Annotated in this window: 16 protein-coding genes; 11 read left to right on the top strand and 5 right to left on the bottom strand. The window is 43.0% G+C overall.

Features of this window, described 5'->3' with window-relative positions:
* Window positions 1-30: 30 nt before the first annotated feature.
* From Q0110_RS10510 to gadC, 3 genes are all read right to left on the bottom strand, one after another.
* Entirely contained in the window at window positions 31-1,587 is a 1,557-nt protein-coding gene (locus Q0110_RS10510; protein ID WP_297906104.1) for a DUF4435 domain-containing protein, read from the bottom strand.
* A 133-nt stretch (window positions 1,588-1,720) separates the two neighbouring features.
* Entirely contained in the window at window positions 1,721-1,933 is a 213-nt protein-coding gene (locus tag Q0110_RS10505) for a hypothetical protein (RefSeq protein ID WP_297906103.1), read from the bottom strand.
* Window positions 1,934-2,094: 161 nt separating this feature from the next.
* Window positions 2,095-3,582, bottom strand: a complete 1,488-nt coding sequence (gene gadC, locus Q0110_RS10500) for a putative glutamine/gamma-aminobutyrate antiporter GadC (RefSeq protein ID WP_297906102.1) — start codon at window positions 3,580-3,582, stop codon at window positions 2,095-2,097.
* Window positions 3,583-3,780: 198 nt separating this feature from the next.
* On the opposite strand from gadC, the gene Q0110_RS10495 reads away from it, so the two are divergent.
* The 11 genes from Q0110_RS10495 to nhaA all read left to right on the top strand — a co-directional run bounded on the left by Q0110_RS10495 (window position 3,781) and on the right by nhaA (window position 16,342).
* Window positions 3,781-4,527 (top strand): potassium channel family protein, encoded by a 747-nt coding sequence (locus tag Q0110_RS10495; protein ID WP_297906101.1) that lies wholly within the window; start codon window positions 3,781-3,783, stop codon window positions 4,525-4,527.
* A 371-nt stretch (window positions 4,528-4,898) separates the two neighbouring features.
* Entirely contained in the window at window positions 4,899-5,780 is an 882-nt protein-coding gene (locus Q0110_RS10490; protein ID WP_297906100.1) for an AraC family transcriptional regulator, read from the top strand.
* 186 nt (window positions 5,781-5,966) lie between these two features.
* A complete protein-coding gene (locus tag Q0110_RS10485; RefSeq protein ID WP_297906099.1) occupies window positions 5,967-7,256 on the top strand; it encodes a DUF3575 domain-containing protein in 1,290 nt (429 codons plus the stop codon).
* Window positions 7,253-8,185 carry a DUF5119 domain-containing protein gene (locus Q0110_RS10480; protein WP_297906098.1) on the top strand — a complete coding sequence of 311 codons (933 nt, stop codon included), beginning with the start codon at window positions 7,253-7,255 and terminating at the stop codon, window positions 8,183-8,185. The genes Q0110_RS10485 and Q0110_RS10480 overlap by 4 nt, the downstream gene beginning before the upstream one ends.
* Before the next feature lie 55 nt (window positions 8,186-8,240).
* Window positions 8,241-9,413 (top strand): fimbrillin family protein, encoded by a 1,173-nt coding sequence (locus Q0110_RS10475; protein ID WP_297906097.1) that lies wholly within the window; start codon window positions 8,241-8,243, stop codon window positions 9,411-9,413.
* 367 nt (window positions 9,414-9,780) lie between these two features.
* Window positions 9,781-12,624, top strand: coding sequence for an excinuclease ABC subunit UvrA (gene uvrA / locus Q0110_RS10470; protein ID WP_297906096.1), 2,844 nt, complete (start codon window positions 9,781-9,783; stop codon window positions 12,622-12,624).
* 62 nt (window positions 12,625-12,686) lie between these two features.
* A complete protein-coding gene (locus Q0110_RS10465) occupies window positions 12,687-12,812 on the top strand; it encodes a hypothetical protein (RefSeq protein WP_297906095.1) in 126 nt (41 codons plus the stop codon).
* Window positions 12,813-12,819: 7 nt separating this feature from the next.
* The gene (locus Q0110_RS10460) at window positions 12,820-13,041 is read left to right on the top strand and encodes a hypothetical protein (RefSeq protein WP_297906094.1); all 222 of its coding nucleotides are present in this window, start codon (window positions 12,820-12,822) and stop codon (window positions 13,039-13,041) included.
* A 3-nt stretch (window positions 13,042-13,044) separates the two neighbouring features.
* Window positions 13,045-13,644 carry a YigZ family protein gene (locus Q0110_RS10455; protein WP_297906093.1) on the top strand — a complete coding sequence of 200 codons (600 nt, stop codon included), beginning with the start codon at window positions 13,045-13,047 and terminating at the stop codon, window positions 13,642-13,644.
* Window positions 13,645-13,749: 105 nt separating this feature from the next.
* Window positions 13,750-14,961, top strand: coding sequence for a cation:proton antiporter (locus Q0110_RS10450; protein ID WP_297906092.1), 1,212 nt, complete (start codon window positions 13,750-13,752; stop codon window positions 14,959-14,961).
* Between the two features lie 16 nt (window positions 14,962-14,977).
* Window positions 14,978-16,342: a Na+/H+ antiporter NhaA gene (gene nhaA, locus Q0110_RS10445; RefSeq protein ID WP_297906091.1), complete on the top strand. Its 1,365-nt coding sequence runs from the start codon at window positions 14,978-14,980 to the stop codon at window positions 16,340-16,342.
* A gap of 148 nt (window positions 16,343-16,490) precedes the next feature.
* Here nhaA and Q0110_RS10440 read toward each other — a convergent pair whose 3' ends face one another.
* Both Q0110_RS10440 and Q0110_RS10435 read right to left on the bottom strand, forming a co-directional pair.
* Window positions 16,491-16,742, bottom strand: coding sequence for a GlsB/YeaQ/YmgE family stress response membrane protein (locus tag Q0110_RS10440; protein ID WP_297906090.1), 252 nt, complete (start codon window positions 16,740-16,742; stop codon window positions 16,491-16,493).
* A 97-nt stretch (window positions 16,743-16,839) separates the two neighbouring features.
* Window positions 16,840-17,951, bottom strand: a 1,112-nt coding sequence (locus Q0110_RS10435; protein ID WP_297906089.1) for an alpha-amylase family glycosyl hydrolase, incomplete at its 5' end; no start/stop codon positions are given.

Raw genomic sequence — 17,951 nt, 5'->3', positions numbered from 1 at the left:
ATGGACTTTTTCCGCGTTTTCGGGAATTTTTTATGTGCCCAATGAATGTTTAATCGCTTTTCGTATCGCTTCCGCATCCTCCTTATTTTCCTTTAATATGGAAAGGATCAGGTTTAAATAACTCTCTTTGTTACTGATACCGCAAATTGCGCACAGGCGGCTCTGAGGTAACATGCCTTTTTGGTTATAGACACGAAGGATACTCTTGTAGTTCTCCGTTTCTATATAAGACTCGAACTCGTTCTTTATATTCTTGTAAATTTCTTCTACATGGATGTTTAAACGGATATTCTCTACATGCTCGGTTAATTGTTCTACCGTTGTTATTTTACGGTCGACTGTTGTCTCCAGCTTTTTACGGACTTGGTGTTTAGCGTGGAGAATCACTTGCGAGTCCAGCTCCTTCCGGAAAAGACGCATCACGTTTTCTTTTACTTGTTTGAAAACATCGTCCGGGTCTTTCATCAACCGTTTGGCTACTGTCTTGATCACATCTTCTATCATCAACAGGTTCTCTACTTCCGCTACGTCGGGTACATAGATGTGTTGTTCTCGCAGATAGTCGATTTCTCCTTGTGTCCGCCTGTCGCGATCTACGATACCCTTGCTATCTAACGTATGGAAATCTTTTAGTTGGCCGAATGCCTTGGTGGTCTCGATTACTTTTTGGCATCCTCCCATTGGCTTTACCAAATAATCGGGGAATATGAAGGGATAAAGCTTGCTGTCAATACTGTTCGTGTCGGTCCCCTCGATGAATAAGATCGGTTTTCGACTGCCGAGTATTTCCATATACACTTCTTCCGGGAGGCTTTCATTGCTCTCGATCAGCTCGTAATCCCATACGGAATGGTCTGCATCATAGGAGCGGATCCAAAGTCGTTTGCTATCGGATCTGGAGGTGGCAAAATCAATATCGTGCGTGAGGTACACGAACGTGCAGTCTGGACGTATCGCCTCAATCTCATCCCAAAGTTGGTTTTTTATGGAGTTGTGGAGAAGGGTCTCTGGTTCTTCTATTACGAGCAAGGCACCCGGGCATGCGCACAATGCCGCACCGATCAAATAGAATACCAATTTCTCGCTATCACTCATGCGTCCAGCCGTATAGGAGTTTGAGTCACGCCCAGTGGATACAAGTTCGATAAAACCTGATTTTCGTATCAAGCGATTATGCGGGAACATTTTTTCCCAGATAGCTTGTATGGTATCGATTTTAGTGACAGGGGGATTTACTTCATTATCGGTTTTGCATGCTTCCTTGAAATTAACCGCTGCCTCGAACTCCTCGCTTTGGAGCTGTAGGATCAGTTTCTCGTACTCGGAAATACGCGGCATGAACAATCGTTCTTTGATCATCGACTGTAAACGTGTGAATTCGTTGGAGGCAGGAGATTTAGATTCGTCATCACTGATGAATAAGGCATGTATGCCGGATATCCTTTTCGCTAGACCTGAGTATCTCTCCAATAAATCTCTGCCAAAAGAGCTTTTTCCCGCACCGTTCGCTCCGATCACGACTAATATTTTCGTGTCTAGCGTGATGGGATATGCCACGTTAACTTTCGTTGGGAGTGTTAGTTCCATACATGTTATTGATTAGGTTCTCAAAGATAAGCTTTTTCTTTGAAAGTTGAAGGAGGGATGAAAAATAAAACGCCTTTCCCAAAATGTCTTTAAAAGATGGGAAAGGCGCTTTTTAAATTTCGTGGGATTTTTCTTATTTGCTCTTGTCTAAGATAACGCGAGCAAGGCGTGCTTGTATTTGCATTAACGTATTAACATCTTCATTCTCGAAATTGATGTCTGCTATTTTTAAACTTCTTTTGGATACTACCGGGGTTGATTTAACTGCCATTAATTCTTGTACTAATTCATCTACTTGTTCTTTGATTTTCTCAGCCTTTTTTGAATAATCTACTGTACGTGCCATAGTTTTTTTGATGTTTTATTTTATGAATACTATCGCAAAGATAAGTACAATTTTATAATACACATAATAAAACGTAAATATTCTGTGCTATTTTTACTAAAAAAGTCCGAGCCATAATATATCTTTGGCCCGGACTTGATAATTATTGAGATGAATGTGTGTTATGCTTTGGGTGTATTCGTATCGGATACGTCATTTTTTACTTCCCAATGGAACGGTTCAAATTCAGTATTCGGATCTACCCAAGATGCTTTTTTAGACGCATAGATAATGAATGGTGCCGCTACGACAACTATTACGCCAATGAAAAGAACAGCGAACCAAACCGTGTTATTTCCTGTGGAAATTTGGCTGGGAGGAATAAAGCTTAATACGAACGCTAATAAGGAACCACAGAAGCCTAAACCTCCGATGAGCCACATCAAACCGTTTCCTCTTTTTCCGATACGGAACGGACGACCTGCCTTTTTCATTTTATAACGTAATGCGATTGCTCCGGAGAACATTAACATATACATTATTAAATACAAGATCACTGTGAGTTGTGATAGGATTTGATAGAAACTTTGTACGGATGGCATTACCACGAATAATAGGCTAAGAAGTGTGACGGCTGCTCCTTGGATATAAAGGATATTTTTTTGTACGCCGATTTTGTTAGTTTTCTGGAAGAAGGGAGGTAGATAACCTGCTTTACCCACGGCGAATATACCTTTGGACGGACCTGCGACCCACGTCAATACTCCCGCTAATACGCCAAACGCTAAAGCGATAGCGATAATCGGAGATAACCACGACGCATGAATGTACTTGAAGTAATTGTCGAATCCTACTAACAAACTTTGTGTAAGGCTGATGTCTTTTCCCGGGATAATAATACCCAGAGAGAATGTTCCTAACACAAAAATTACGACAGTGATTAATGCACCGATAAATACGGCTTTCGGATAGTTTTTGGAAGGGTTTTCAACATCTTTCACGTGAATACCGCCCATTTCCATACCTGCATAAAAAAGGAAGATACTTGCCGCTAAAACCAAGTTATCGAATTTACTGAAGTCGGGGAAAAAGTTACTGTGGAAATCCATATTGGAGTGTCCACCGGTAGCGAGGTATACGATACCTAAAATAATCAGTAGCGCAGCCGGGATGATCGTCCCAACCATACCTCCGATTTTTGCTACTTTCCCAACCCAGCTTAAGCCTTTTAACGATATAAATGTAGCTAGCCAATAAATAACTAGTACGATCGCTAGCGTGTAATATTTGTTATTTGCCAATAACATATCCTCGGGATGATCCATACCGATGAAAGCAATGGATACCGCTCCGAAAGTCAGTACCGTTGGATACCATATCGTGCTCTCGACCCATTGGACCCAAATAGCCAAGAAACCTAGTCGTTTTCCATAAGCTTCACCTACCCAGCGGAATACACCACCTTGCTTGTCTTGAAACATTGCCGCTAGTTCGGCTGCCACTAAAGAGGTCGGGATTAAAAATACGATTGCCGCGAATAAGTAATAGAAAGCCGAACTTAATCCGTATACGGCTTCTGCTGGCAGTCCGCGTAAAGATACTACTGCCGTTACATTCATGATTGCCAGGGTAAATACTCCTAGCTTCACTGTCTTGTTGATATTTGCCATAGATTTATGTTTTAAAAATGAGAATTATCTCTCTCGTTTAAGTTTGTGTTTATAACAGCGAATCAAAGAAGATGTTTTATTTTCACTACGTAAAACTTGGTTAATTAACACATTTTTCCCGTTTAAACAAACGCTATGTAAGACTTGTTTTCATAAATCGAAATAATAAGGATTCTATTAAATAATATAGTAACGCTTATGAAAATGGCCGTATTTGATTTTGCATTAAGAAAAAAGGGGGTATATGGTGTGTTACATATCATTATACTATTGTTGTCATTGTTCTTGGTCATCAGTATTTCCATTGATACGTTTAAGAATATTCCTTTTTACACGCAAACATCTTATAAAAAAATTCAGTTATGGATTTGTTTGTTCTTTCTTTTCGATTTTATTTTGGAATTTTTCCTGTCGAAAGATAAGTTTCGTTATTTACGAACGCATTTCATTTTTTTGCTTGTAGCGATTCCTTACCAAAATATAATAGAATATTATCATATTATTACCTCACCCGAACTCAATTATTTCTTACGGTTTGTGCCTTTGGTACGGGGTGGATATGCGTTGGCGATCGTGGTAGGATGGTTGTCCTATAATAAGGCTTCTGGTTTGTTGGTCTCTTATTTGACGATGTTGTTGGCCACGGTGTATTTCTCGAGTCTCATCTTTTTTGTCTTGGAGCGTAAGGTGAATCCGTTGGTGACTGATTACGGAGACGCTCTATGGTGGGCGTTTATGGATGTGACAACGGTTGGTTCTGATATATCTGCCGTTACGGTTACGGGACGAGTCCTTTCGGTTGTATTGGCAGCTCTGGGTATGATGATGTTTCCTATATTTACGGTATATGTGACAAGTCTTGTCCAAAAAAGTAATGAGGAGAAAAAGAAGTTTTACGAGGATATGCAGCACCCTTCTTCTCGGCCAGAGGTAAAGGATAAATAGAGTTGAGATTGTTCGTCTCTGAAGATGATATGTATGTGTGTGGTGTATCGAGACAAGTCATGTGTGGATAGAAAAGATAAATAATAGAGCCGGAAAGATAATTAACTTTGATTAACTATTATATAACTTCGCAGTACGAATTCTAAAAGAATTTGTATTGTATTTTTAATAAATATATTTAATATATAAATAATTTGTTTGCATCTTTGTATCTCATAAAGGAGCAAGACATACTTGTCTTGCTTATAGAATAAAGCAGTGGTGGAGAATGGTCGATAGGATGAAGAGTGGATGAATAGAACAAAGCAAAGAATATATTTAGAAATGAGAGAGAATTAATATATAGGTGATTAACTTGAATTTTTAATTATATGACAGAAACAGGAGGATTATTATATTTGAAAGAACACACTTCTTGTTATCATTATTCGAAATGTATTCTGGAAGGTTTTTTATACCATAAATTTCAGGTAGGGGAAGTTGCGGAAGGAGAGGCTGAGAAAAACTCAATCTTGTTCGTGATGGAAGGAAACCTAGAGGTTTTTTGTAACGGAGATAGTTTGCCACTTTCTGCCGGAAATATGATTTTCTTTCAAAAAGGCAGTATGTACAAAATACATTCGCCGGAAAAAAGTAGTATTGTCGTTGCTCTATTTGAGAATACAATACAGAGTTGTGAGAAAATGGCTTTAGCCCAATTATATAGCTGTGTGGATGTCTGTGGTATAAATAACATATATACGCTGGAGATCAAGTATAGTTTACGGTTATTCCTTGAACTTTTAGTTATTTATTTGGAGGATGGGGCTAATTGTGTCCATTTTCATGAAATAAAACTAAAAGAATTATTCTGGATTCTACGGTTTTATTACACGAAAAAGGAACAGGCTACTTTTTTCCATGCCCTGTTAGGACATGATTATGAATTTAAAAGATTGGTACTGGAAAATTACAGGAAAACTAGAACGATAAAGGAATTGGCCGGAATATGTGGATTTTCTCTCTCTTCTTTTAAAAGACATTTTATTAAAGAATTTGGAGAACCGGCTGGACAATGGTTACAAAAACAAACAAATAGTATAATCAAGTTCCAACTAGCTGACGGAGACAAACCGATAGGAGAGATTGCGGATGAATTGAATTTTTCTTCTCTACCGCAATTTTGCAGATATTGTAAAAAGATTTGTGGATATTCCCCTGGAGAGTGGAGAAACTTATTAAAAAGAAATAACAAAAAGCCGAATGATAACTAAAACAATCGCAAGTGAACGAAAACGATAAATAATAGATACGAAATGGTAATTGACGGTAATTGATAACCATGTAGCTTTGTCGCATGCTAATGATAATTCGGGTATTATATTCAAGATAAGTGACCAATTATTTTTGTTTTACTGTTCTTGGCCCGTGATAAAGTATTTATGCAAATGGTTAATAGTATGAATGCGAAAAAGTATTTTATTTCTCTGTTTCTCCTTTGTTCTTTTTGGGGAGTTTGTTACGGATTTCAAGGGAATGACACTCTCTGTTGCCGGATTTATTTCCCTGTGAACCGTTCTACTCTGGATCTTTCTTATCGGAATAATGGCCCACGTCTGGATTCCTTGTTGTGTGTGATTCGTTCCTTGCGAGAAAATGCGGAACTTCGTCGTATTAGTTTGTGTTCTAGCTCGTCTCCCGAGGGAAATACAAGTTTGAACCGAATCTTGTCCGACCAGCGGGGAGCTGCCCTGCGTTTTTATATCCAAGAACACCTTTTTTTGCCGGACTCGATGTTTGTTCTCTCTTCCTTGGGGCAGAATTGGGAAGGACTTTACTCGCTTGTCGAGAAATCTGACATGCCGTACCGTGAAGAGGTTCTCCATATCCTGCGCAGGATCATATACGAAAGAACGGATAGCGATTTTTACAAACGGCAACTAATGGATCTTTGTGGTGGACGGGCATGGCATTATATGCAGGAACTTTTCTTTCCCGAACTGCGTAACAGTTCTGTGATCGAATGTAAGTTCGCTCCCATTATCATGAAAGATATTTCCACAGGAGAATCAGTAGAGAGACAAAAGGCAGATACGGTTATCGTGCGTGATACGATCGGGATGGTAATCATCTTGCGTGATACAGTGTCGGTACCATCCGTTTCTGCTTCCAATACTTCCAGGCCTTTCTGTATGGCCCTTAAAACAAACTTGCTCTATGATGTTATCCTCGTACCGAACATCGGCCTTGAATTTTATCTCGGCAAAGGTTGGTCTGTCGGTGGTAACTGGATGTACGCTTGGTGGGATAATGATAGGCGGCATCGTTACTGGCGTGTGTATGGAGGTGAGGTTGACATTCGTAAGTATCTCGGTCGGAGTGTGGCTTGCAAACCTCTGACGGGTCATCATATCGGTTTTTATGGGCAAGTATTGACTTATGACTTTGAGATGGGAGGGCATGGCTATATCGGGGGACGTCCTGGCGGTTCGCTCTGGGAAAAGGCGAATTACGGTGTAGGTATTGAATATGGCTATTCCTTACCTGTGGGTAAAAGGTTGAATCTGGATTTTTCTCTTGGCCTTGGTTATTTGGGAGGGACCTATTACGAATACCTTCCTGTAGGTGAACATTATGTGTGGAAAGAGACCAGGCAGCGTCATTGGTTTGGTCCCACGAAAGCGGAGATCTCGCTGGTATGGTTTTTAGGACGTGGTAATAACTGCGATAGGAAAGGAGGTATAAAATGAACAAGTTATCATATGTTTTGATCATGGTTAGTGTCCTGTTTCTCATTTCGTGTGAGCATAAAGAACTGTACTACGATCATTCTTACACATCTGACGTTCGAGTTGTTTTCGATTGGAAAAATGTTCCCGAGGCTTCTCCTGAAACGATGCGCTTATACTTGTTTCCTCTAGATGGAGGCAAAGCATTGCTATATGAATTTAATAATGGTCATGGAGGAGATATCAGTATACCTGCCGGTCATTATAAAGCCTTGTGTGTCAACTCAGACACGGAGTCTGTCCTTTACCGTAATATAGATGCGTTCGATACTTTTGAAGCCTATGCTCCTGATGGTATTCTGAATGTCAAGTCATTTTTTGTTCCTCGTGCAGAGGGTACTGCGGATGAACGTATCGCCAAGTCTCCGGACTGTCTTTACAGCGCCAGTCTTGATGATGTTACGATTGAGTTTTCAAAGGAGAACCAGGTGGTGACTTTTTTCCCGAAACTATCGGTATGCCGTTATCGGGTTGAGATCAAAAACGTGTCTAATCTCAAATATGTATCTTCCGATGGTATCTCCGGTTCTCTTTCTGGTATGTCCGGTGGCCTGTTGGTAGGCCGAAATAAGCTTACGACCGACCTTGTGACCGTACCATTCGAGGTTGTTTCTGTTGGAGGTTCTGTTCTAACAGCCGATTTTCTGACTTTTGGTCAAGTTAACTCCGGTCAGTTTCCTCATAAATTGGTGATTTACGCAATTATGTTTGACGGTAGTAAAAATTACTACATATTTGACGTAAGTAGGCAAGTGCATGAAGCGGCTAATCCCTATGATGTTCATATCATACTAGATGGTCTTTCCTTACCTAAACCCCTAGTCAATGGTAGTGGTTTTCATCCTTCGGTTGATGAATGGCAGAACATTGAAGTGAATATTCCCATGTAATTTGAAAAGAGTGCGTTTGTGATATAGATAAACAATGTTTTTTAATTAATTTATTATGAAAAAGAAGCTTTTATTGGTGGTTATGGCTGTAGCAGCCTTAACTTCTTGTTCCAACGATGATGTCGTTGATGTGAACAATAATAATAGTACAGGTATCTCTTTCCGTGTTTCTTTGGATAAGGCTATTACTCGTACTGGTAACGTGATAAAACAGGAAAACCTGAAATCTTTTAATGTAACGGCAGTAGATAGCAATAATGAGAATTTTTTTACCAATGTGAGCACTATTCTCACTGGTAATAGTACATGGACAACCGATTCTGTTTATTTTTGGCCCAGTTGTAAGTTAGCTTTTTTTGCTTACTCTCCTCAAACTCTTGCTGGTATTGTGGATATGACTAGTCCAGAAAAGAAAATCTCCGGTTTTTCTCCCGCACAGAAAGTCTCAAAGCAAAAAGACCTTGTTATCTCTTACAACGAGGGAACCAAGGCTGATAATGAAAAAACTGGCGTTGCCATGAACTTTAAGCATGCCCTTTCCCAAATAGAAGTGAAGGCTAAATGTTCTAATAGCAAGGTAAAGATCGAAATCTTAGGAGTTAAATTAGTGAATATGGCAACAAAGGCTGATTTTACATTCCCGAGTGTGGAAACGAATGCTTCTTATATCCTAAGCCAAGATCGATGGTCTAATAGAAGTGGGGAAAACAGTCACTTAAATGCTTATATGATTAGGGGAACTAACCCCGTAACCTTGAATGCAACGGCCCAATCTATCATGTTCGGTGAGAATAATTTTATGCTTATCCCTCAGCGACTGACGAAATGGAACGATTCTATTGATGCTCAAAAAGGTGCTTATTTGTCGGTTCTTTGTCGTATTTCCAGCTTGAATGACTCTAATAAGGAGATCTTAGTGTATCCCCAGCCGACTGCGGATAACGACAAGAAGGGTCGATATGCATTTTCCGCTGTTGGTATCGGAACGAATTGGGAACCGGGTAAAAAATATACTTATACGTTGAATTTCTGTGATAATGGAGGTGGAGCAGGCAAGCTTGATCCGAATCCTACCGATCCTACTAATCCCACTGATCCAAGCATTGATCCGGATCCTATTCCAGGAGGTAATGGTGGAGGTTCGATCATGGGTAATCCTATCACATTTACTGTAACAGTTGATAAGTGGGGAGAACCGGATGGAGAAGGAAATGATATTACCATGTAATTTAGGTCATTTTGTTTCATTGTCAATTAATATAAACTATTCCCGTCTGAAAGAATTGGACGGGCGCTATCTCATGTCTAGGGCAGGGGGAGAAGAGTCTCTCCCTGTCTGTTTTTTAGTACTCTCATTCGTTAATAATCATAAGTTGTATCTCTGTTAAGTTTTAGATAATATAGGGTTACAAATAAGAAAATTCTGCTTGCTAGAATCTAGAATGCCAACAAATATAACGTTGGGCAACAGCGACAATAATACTTCCGAAATGATAACGAAACAGGCTGTGATTTACGCTATGATTTGCCGGAAAATTTGATGGGCTTCTGTTTTTTTCGTATCTTTACCGCCCCTAAAATCAGATAGGTAAAAGATGGTAAAAGATAAGCAGGCATTAGAAGGCGGGCGCATATCCGTACTTGGCGCACGTGTTCATAATCTGAAGAATATAGATGTAGAGATTCCGAGGAATAAATTGACGGTAATTACCGGCATGAGTGGTAGCGGCAAGTCCTCATTGGCGTTCGATACGATTTTCGCCGAGGGACAAAGGCGGTACGTGGAGACATTCTCGGCCTATGCCCGGAATTTCTTGGGGAATATGGAGCGGCCCGATGTAGACAAGATAACGGGTTTGAGTCCGGTTATCTCCATCGAGCAAAAGACAACCAATAAGAATCCTCGTTCCACCGTTGGTACGACTACCGAGATCTATGACTTTTTCCGTTTGCTTTACGCCAGGGCGGGAGAGGCCTATTCCTATTTGAGTGGGGAGAAAATGGTGAAATATACCGAGGATCAAGTCTTACGGTTGATTTTAGATGAATACAACGGGAAAAAAACATATCTCTTAGCTCCACTGGTCCGTAATCGTAAGGGACATTACAAAGAACTTTTCGAACAGATACGTAAAAAAGGATATCTGAACGTCCGTGTGGATGGCGAGTTGAAAGAGATCTTCCATGGGATGAAACTGGATCGTTATAAGATGCACAGTATTGAGGTGGTGATCGATAAGATGATCGTCTCCGAGACGGACGAGCGTCGTTTGAAAGAGAGCTTGAAAGTCGCGATGAAACAAGGTGATGGCCTTGTGCTGATATTGGATGCCGAGACGAACGAGGTGCGCCATTATAGCCGTCGCTTGATGGATCCGGTCACCGGGTTGTCTTACAGTGAGCCGGCTCCACATAATTTCTCATTCAACTCCCCCCAAGGAGCGTGTCCGAAATGTAAAGGTCTGGGACAGGTCAATTTGTTGGATATGGACAAGATCGTTCCCGATCCTTCCTTAAGTATCTATAGCGGTGGTATCGTCGCTTTGGGTAAATATAAGAATTCGTTGATATTCTGGCAGATTGATGCGCTTTGCCAAAAGTATGGCGTGACGATCAAGACGCCCATACGGGATATTCCCGAGGAGGCGATGGACGAGATCATGAACGGTACGGACGAGCGGTTACAGATCAAGAACGACTCGTTGGGATCGTCTAACTATTTCTTGTCGTATGAGGGAGTCGCCAAGTATATCCTGATGCAACAGGAGAGCGAGGCATCTGCCTCGGCACAGAAATGGGCGGGACAATTCATCAAGATGGCCACTTGCCCGGAGTGTAACGGCTGGCGGTTGAACAAGGAGGCGCTGAGCTACCGGATAGCGGGAAAGAATATCGCCGAGTTGTCGGCCATGGATATCTCGGAATTATACGAGTGGCTGGAGGGGATCGAGGAGAAGCTAGACCCGAAACAGCTTCGGATCGCTACGGAGATATTGAAGGAGATACGCTCCCGCCTGCGTTTCTTGTTGGATGTGGGGTTGGATTATCTTTCCATGAACCGGGGTTCGGCTACCTTGTCCGGTGGCGAGAGCCAGCGTATCCGTCTGGCTACCCAGATCGGAAGTCAATTGGTGAACGTACTTTATATATTGGATGAGCCGAGTATCGGCTTGCACCAGCGGGACAACGTCCGTTTGATTAATTCGTTGAAGCAATTGCGTGATACGGGAAACTCCGTAATTGTCGTGGAGCATGATAAGGATATGATGCTGAGTGCCGATTACGTGGTGGATATGGGGCCTAAGGCGGGTCGTTTGGGGGGCGAGGTTGTTTTTGAGGGAACCCCAAAGGAGATGCTGCGTGTGGATACCTTGACCTCTTCCTATCTGAACGGTAACACCGAGATTGCTGTTCCTGCCGAGCGCCGGAAAGGTAATGGGCAGTTCATTACGATCAAGGGAGCCAGTGGCAATAATTTGAAGCATGTGGATGTGTCTTTCCCCTTGGGTACGCTCATCTGTGTCACGGGAGTATCAGGTAGCGGGAAGTCTACTTTGATAAACCGTACGTTGCAACCGATCTTGAGCCAGCATTTCTATCGCTCGTTGGAAGATCCTTTGGCATATGATGTTATCGAGGGCATCGAACATATTGATAAGATCGTGAACGTGGATCAATCTCCGATCGGTCGTTCGCCCCGGAGTAACCCGGCTACCTATACGGGGGTATTCTCGGATATCCGGAACCTGTTTGTGGAACTGCCGGAATCGAAGGTGAGGGGCTATAAACCGGGACGTTTCTCTTTCAACGTATCGGGTGGACGCTGCGAGACCTGTAAGGGAAATGGCTATAAGACGATCGAGATGAATTTCCTTCCGGATGTGCTGGTGCCTTGCGAGGATTGCCACGGCAAGCGATATAACCGGGAAACCCTAGAGGTTCGTTTCCGTGGGAAGTCTATCGCGGATATCTTGGATATGACGATTAATATGGCCGTGGAGTTCTTCGAGAATATCCCGACTATCTTGTCTAAGATCAAAGTCTTGCAGGATGTAGGTCTGGGGTATATCAAGTTAGGGCAACCTTCTACGACCTTATCCGGTGGCGAGAGTCAACGTGTCAAGTTGGCAACCGAGTTGGCGAAGCGGGATACGGGAAAGACGCTTTATGTATTGGATGAGCCTACCACCGGCCTGCACTTTGAGGATATCCGGGTCTTGTTGGGAGTATTGAACAAGCTGGTGGATAAAGGTAACACGATCATCGTTATCGAACATAACCTCGATGTTATCAAAAGCGCCGATTACTTGATCGATATGGGCCCTGAGGGCGGTCGCCGTGGAGGTAATGTCCTTTTCACCGGTACCCCGGAGGCTTTGGTGGAGAGTGGTGTCGGGTTTACGGCTCCGTTCTTGAAAGAAGAGTTAGGAGGAAAATAAGGAGTTCGTATCATGTATATGATTTATTTTAAGTATCTTTGGAATTATTATATCATACGACCATGACTAAAATAAGGCCTTATGGACCTTCTTCGAAGGAAGAGTTTAAAGTATCGGAGCCTATAGCCAACGGCGATGTGGTAAGTCATGAAGATATGAGTGCTTTCTTGAGGAAATATCAAGTATAATGAAAAAATGAAGAATCCTATACAAATGATTAAGCAGTGCGTGGAGAAGGAGGAACCTTACTTCGTGCTGAGAGGGCAGGACGTATGTGCGTTGGCTGCTATAGAGACTTATTATGAGGAGGTGAGGAATAAGGTGAAAGATCCTTATTTCATCGAGGAGATCGAGGAGATCATGAAAGATTTCCGGGCGTACCGGGAGGAAGTGGCTAAGACTAAAATACCGGATTGATATATGGCAGACGACAGTTATAAGACCATCAAGCAAGTAGCCGAGGGATATTATACCGAGAAGCGCAGCCGCTTTATCTCGTATGCGATCCCTGTGCGTACGGTGGAAGAGGTGAAGGAGCAACTGGAGAAATACCGTAAGCGATATTATGATGCCCGCCATGTATGCTGGGCGTATATGTTAGGTCCCGAGCGGCAGACGTTCAGGGCCAACGATGACGGGGAGCCTTCTTCCACTGCCGGAAAACCGATCCTCGGACAGATCAACTCGAATGAGCTGACCGATCTGCTGATTGTCGTAGTGCGTTACTTTGGCGGGATCGAGTTAGGGACCAGCGGGCTGATCGTCGCTTACCGCACGGCTGCTGCCGAGGCTATCGCCGCCGCCGAGATCGAGGAACGTACGGTAGACGAGGATATCACGGTTGTTTTCGAATATCCATATCTGAACGGGGTCATGCGTATCGTAAAAGAGGATAACCCCACTATCATCTCGCAGAAGTTTGATATGGATTGCGAGATGACGCTCCGCATTCGTAAAGGAGAGGCCGAGCGCCTTAAAAATCGTTTGCTAAAGGTTGAGACCGCTTATCTAAAAGACTAGCAAGCGATCAACTAATTCAATTTTTAATTGTTTTTTGTAGAGACAAGGCTCATGAGGAACCCTGCCCCTGCATTTTATTGTGTAAATTAATATAGTTTTATCTGAATGAAAAAAGTTCTTTTATTCTCTCTTTTTCTAGTGTTGGGTCTGGTCGTGTCGCAAATGCTTCCCGCTATGGTGGGGGAACAGTATTCGCTGGTAAAGACGATCTCTAATACGTTTTTGTTTATTTGCCTCGCGTTTATCATGATAAATGTAGGGCGTGAATTTGAGATAGATAAGACCCGGTGGAAGTCTTACACAGAGGATTATTTCATAGCGATGGCTACAGCGGCGTTTCCGTGGATATTCGTGGCTTTGTATTATATGTTTGTTCTGCTTCCGGGCGATTTATGGGGAAGTTGGGACGCTTGGAAAGAGAATCTGTTGCTGAGCCGGTTCGCTGCCCCTACCTCGGCAGGTATCTTGTTTACGATGTTGGCCGCTGCCGGGTTGAAAGCTTCTTGGGTATATAAGAAGGTACAGGTGTTGGCGATCTTCGACGATTTGGATACGATCTTGTTGATGATCCCGTTGCAAATCATGATGATCGGCTTACGTTGGCAGTTGGGAGTCATTATCCTGGTTGTGGTATTGCTCTTGATTTTGGGTTGGAAGAGAATGGGATATTATAATGTACGTCAGGATTGGAAAGCCATCTTGTTTTATGCTATCGTGACGTTTGGTATCACGCAAATGATTTATCTGGTATCGAAACATATGTATGGGGAAGAGGCTAGCATCCATATCGAGGTACTTTTACCCGCATTTGTCGTAGGTATGATCATGCGCCATAAACATATCGATACCAAGATCGAGCGTCAAGTGTCCGACTTTATCTCTTATCTCTTTATGTTCCTTGTCGGAGTGAGCATGCCGGTGTTTATGGGCGTGGATTTCGCTCAGCAAGCGGCAGAAGTAGCTACGGTGACAGGTTCCCAGCCGATGATGTCATGGCCGATGATCGCGTTACATGTCGTAATCGTCTCATTCTTATCCAATATCGGCAAACTATTCCCTTTGTTTTTCTATCGTGACCGGATGAAACGGGAACGTTTAGCGTTGTCTATCGGAATGTTTACCCGTGGAGAAGTAGGAGCCGGCGTTATTTTCATCGCCTTAGGATATGGATTGGGAGGTCCGATGTTGGTAATTTCCGTGTTAACTATTGTGTTTAATTTAATTTTAACTGGTATATTTGTCATTTGGGTAAAAAAACTCACACGCAGTGCTTATAACCTGGAAAAGGCAGGAAAAGCCAAGGCTGTGAATTCATAGAAAAAACACTTTATTTATGGACCGTACGATTCATGTTATCCTTAAACCGTTGCGGCGTTTCGCTATACAAAAGCCGAACGCCAGTCTTTTACTATTTGCCGCCACTATCATCGCTATGGTCTTGGCCAATTCTCCTTGGGCAGATAGGTATCATTTGTTATTAGCCTTCCCGGTTGATTTGCAAGCCGGGCAGTTTAGTTTTTTCTCTCATCACGGGGAGACTATGCCTATGCTGGCGTTCGTGAACGATGCTCTTATGGCGGTTTTCTTTTTCGTGATCGGTTTGGAAATCAAACAAGAGGTCTTGATCGGTGAGCTAAGTTCGGTACGTAAGGCGTTGTTGCCTATTATAGCCGCTTGTGGCGGTATGATCGTTCCGGTCTTATTTTATATGTTAGTCTGTAATATGCCTCCCGAGGTAAACGGAGCCGCGATCCCGATGGCTACCGATATCGCTTTTGCCTTGGCCGTATTAGGTCTGTTAGGGAAACGGGTACCGTTGAGTATGCGTATTTTCCTGACTGCTCTGGCTGTGGTAGATGATATTGGAGGTATTATAATTATCGCCTTGTTTTATAGCGGCCATATCGCATTCGAGCCATTGCTGATATCGCTGGTAATCTTGGCTTTGTTGTATGTGGGAGGAAAGTTCCGGATACATAATCGGTTTTTCTTCTATATTGGAGGTTTTATTGTCTGGTTGCTATTTTTGGAATCCGGTATCCATCCGACAATCGCCGGCGTGTTGATCGCCTTTACGGTTCCTGCCCGCCCGGTTGTCAAACTGGATGATTTCACGTGTGACATGACCGGATATTTGAGTATGTTGGATTATACCGAGGTCCGGCAGTCCCGGAAAGCGGAGGTACTTACTCCTACGCAAATCCAGGTATTGAATAATATCCATACATTGGCCGATAAGACAATCAGTCCGTTACAAACCATCGCGGATAAATTGCATCCTATGGTAAATTATGTGATACTACCTTTGTTCGCTTTCGTGAATGCGGGGGTGACGTTCGGAGATATCCAGCCCCAGACATTGGTTAATGTCCCGTTAGCGGTGTTCGCCGGCTTATTTGCCGGAAAGACATTGGGTATATTCTCTTTCTCTTATTTGTTTGCGTGTACACCATTTGCGTCCATGCCTACAGGTATGAGCAAACGTAATTTATTGGGAGTATCCATGTTGGGAGGAATCGGTTTTACGGTAGCATTGTTTATCGCGAATCTTTCCTTTGATGCCAATTCGGTGGAAGGTGCGGATTTCTTGAATCAGGCTAAACTAGGGGTATTCACGGGATCTTTTATATCCGGCCTTTGCGGTTATCTGGTATTGAAATGGGTCTTACCTAAAGAGAAGGTGGAAACGGCTGTATAGGCCTTTGGGAAGGAGGTGATAACCGGAACGTTTTGCGCCCGTTTCGCCTTGTCGATGAAAGAAAGCCAACAAGAGGATGTATCATTATGTTGATTCAACCTCTTGTTGGTATATTCATACGGATATCTTAATAAAAGGACAAGCCTTCTTAAACCTCTTTGGACTTGTTGAATAGCGAGCCGATCCATAATAACAAAATAGCTCCGACCGTAGAGGTAATCAGGCTCCCTAGGATACCGCCGGCCGATAGGCCCAGTAAGCTGAATACCCAGCCACCCAGTACACCTCCGATAATGCCTAGGATCAAATTAACAATGACCCCGAAACCTCCTCCACGCATGATCTTACCAGCCAAGTAGCCGGCTACGATACCGATGATAATAGACCAAATAAATCCCATAACGAATAGTTTTATATTTTATTTAAAAGTTCTGATGCTTTGTATTCAAACACATCCTGAAAGTCTTTGGTTGCGCTTTATACCTCTTTTTAACGAATCATTCCAGAAGATCCAGCGAATCGATGAAAGATTCATAGACGGGATGGTTCAATTGAAAGACAATCGCTTCGAAAGGACGGAGCGTGATATCTTTTTGAGGAGCCATATGACTTCGGTCCCCATAATTATCCAATAGGACATGTGCGTTGCTCATATCTATCCCCGGGGTGGAGATCGCCGCCTTGGGGGAGAAATTGAGCATGACCAGATAGATGTCGGCCCCGGTCTTGCGCAAGAAGGTGTAGGATTGGGGATTCTCCGCGTCCAGCAAATGATAACTGCTATAGATCAAACTCGGGTTCTCCTTGCGGAAGCCGACTACTTTCTTGAAATAGTTAAGTATGGAGGTCGGATCTTTTTCTTCGTCCGCTACGTTTATCCACGTATAATCCGGATTTACCTTTAACCAAGGGATTCCTGCCGTAAATCCCGCTTCCGGCGAGCGATCCCATTGGAAAGGAGTGCGGGCGTTGTCTCGTCCGGTCTCTTTCTGTTCGTCCAATACCTCCTGCGGATCTTTATCCTCTGCTTTCGCTTTCTTATAGCGGTTGATCGTATCGATATCGTTATAATCCTCGATACGGTCGAACCGAATGTTACGCATGCCGATCTCGTCTCCGGCGAACCAATAAGGCGTACCTCTCATCGTAAGCAGAAAAGTAATAAGCATCTTGGCGGACAAGGCCCTGAACTCATCCTTATCGCTACCAAAGCGACTGACCATACGGGGCTGGTCATGATTACCCAAGTAGATCGAGGGCCAACCCTTGTCCACCGCCTTGTCCCATTCCGTGAACATCTTCTTTAAGGCGATCAAGCTATAGTCTATACCGGATTCCGGATTGTCCGGCAAGGTTGTGTTCCGGATACGGGCGGCGTCGAAATGATAAAGCATATTCAACTCTTCCCGGGCCGGATCGACAAATTTAGCGACATCGTCTACCATCACGGCCGAACCTTCTCCGACACTCATACAATCGTATTTGCTTAATACCTGCCGATTCATCTCGTGAAGATAGAGGTGCAGGCGAGGCTCTTTGGCATAGAAAGAAAAGATATCCGGATATTTCTTGGAATCTATGAGAGGGAATGAGGGATCTTTGGCGATAA

Origin of the sequence: uncultured Parabacteroides sp., assembly GCF_947855115.1 — a bacterium.
Classification (GTDB): Bacteria; Bacteroidota; Bacteroidia; order Bacteroidales; family Tannerellaceae; genus Parabacteroides.
This window is presented reverse-complemented; position numbering and strand designations above follow the sequence as displayed.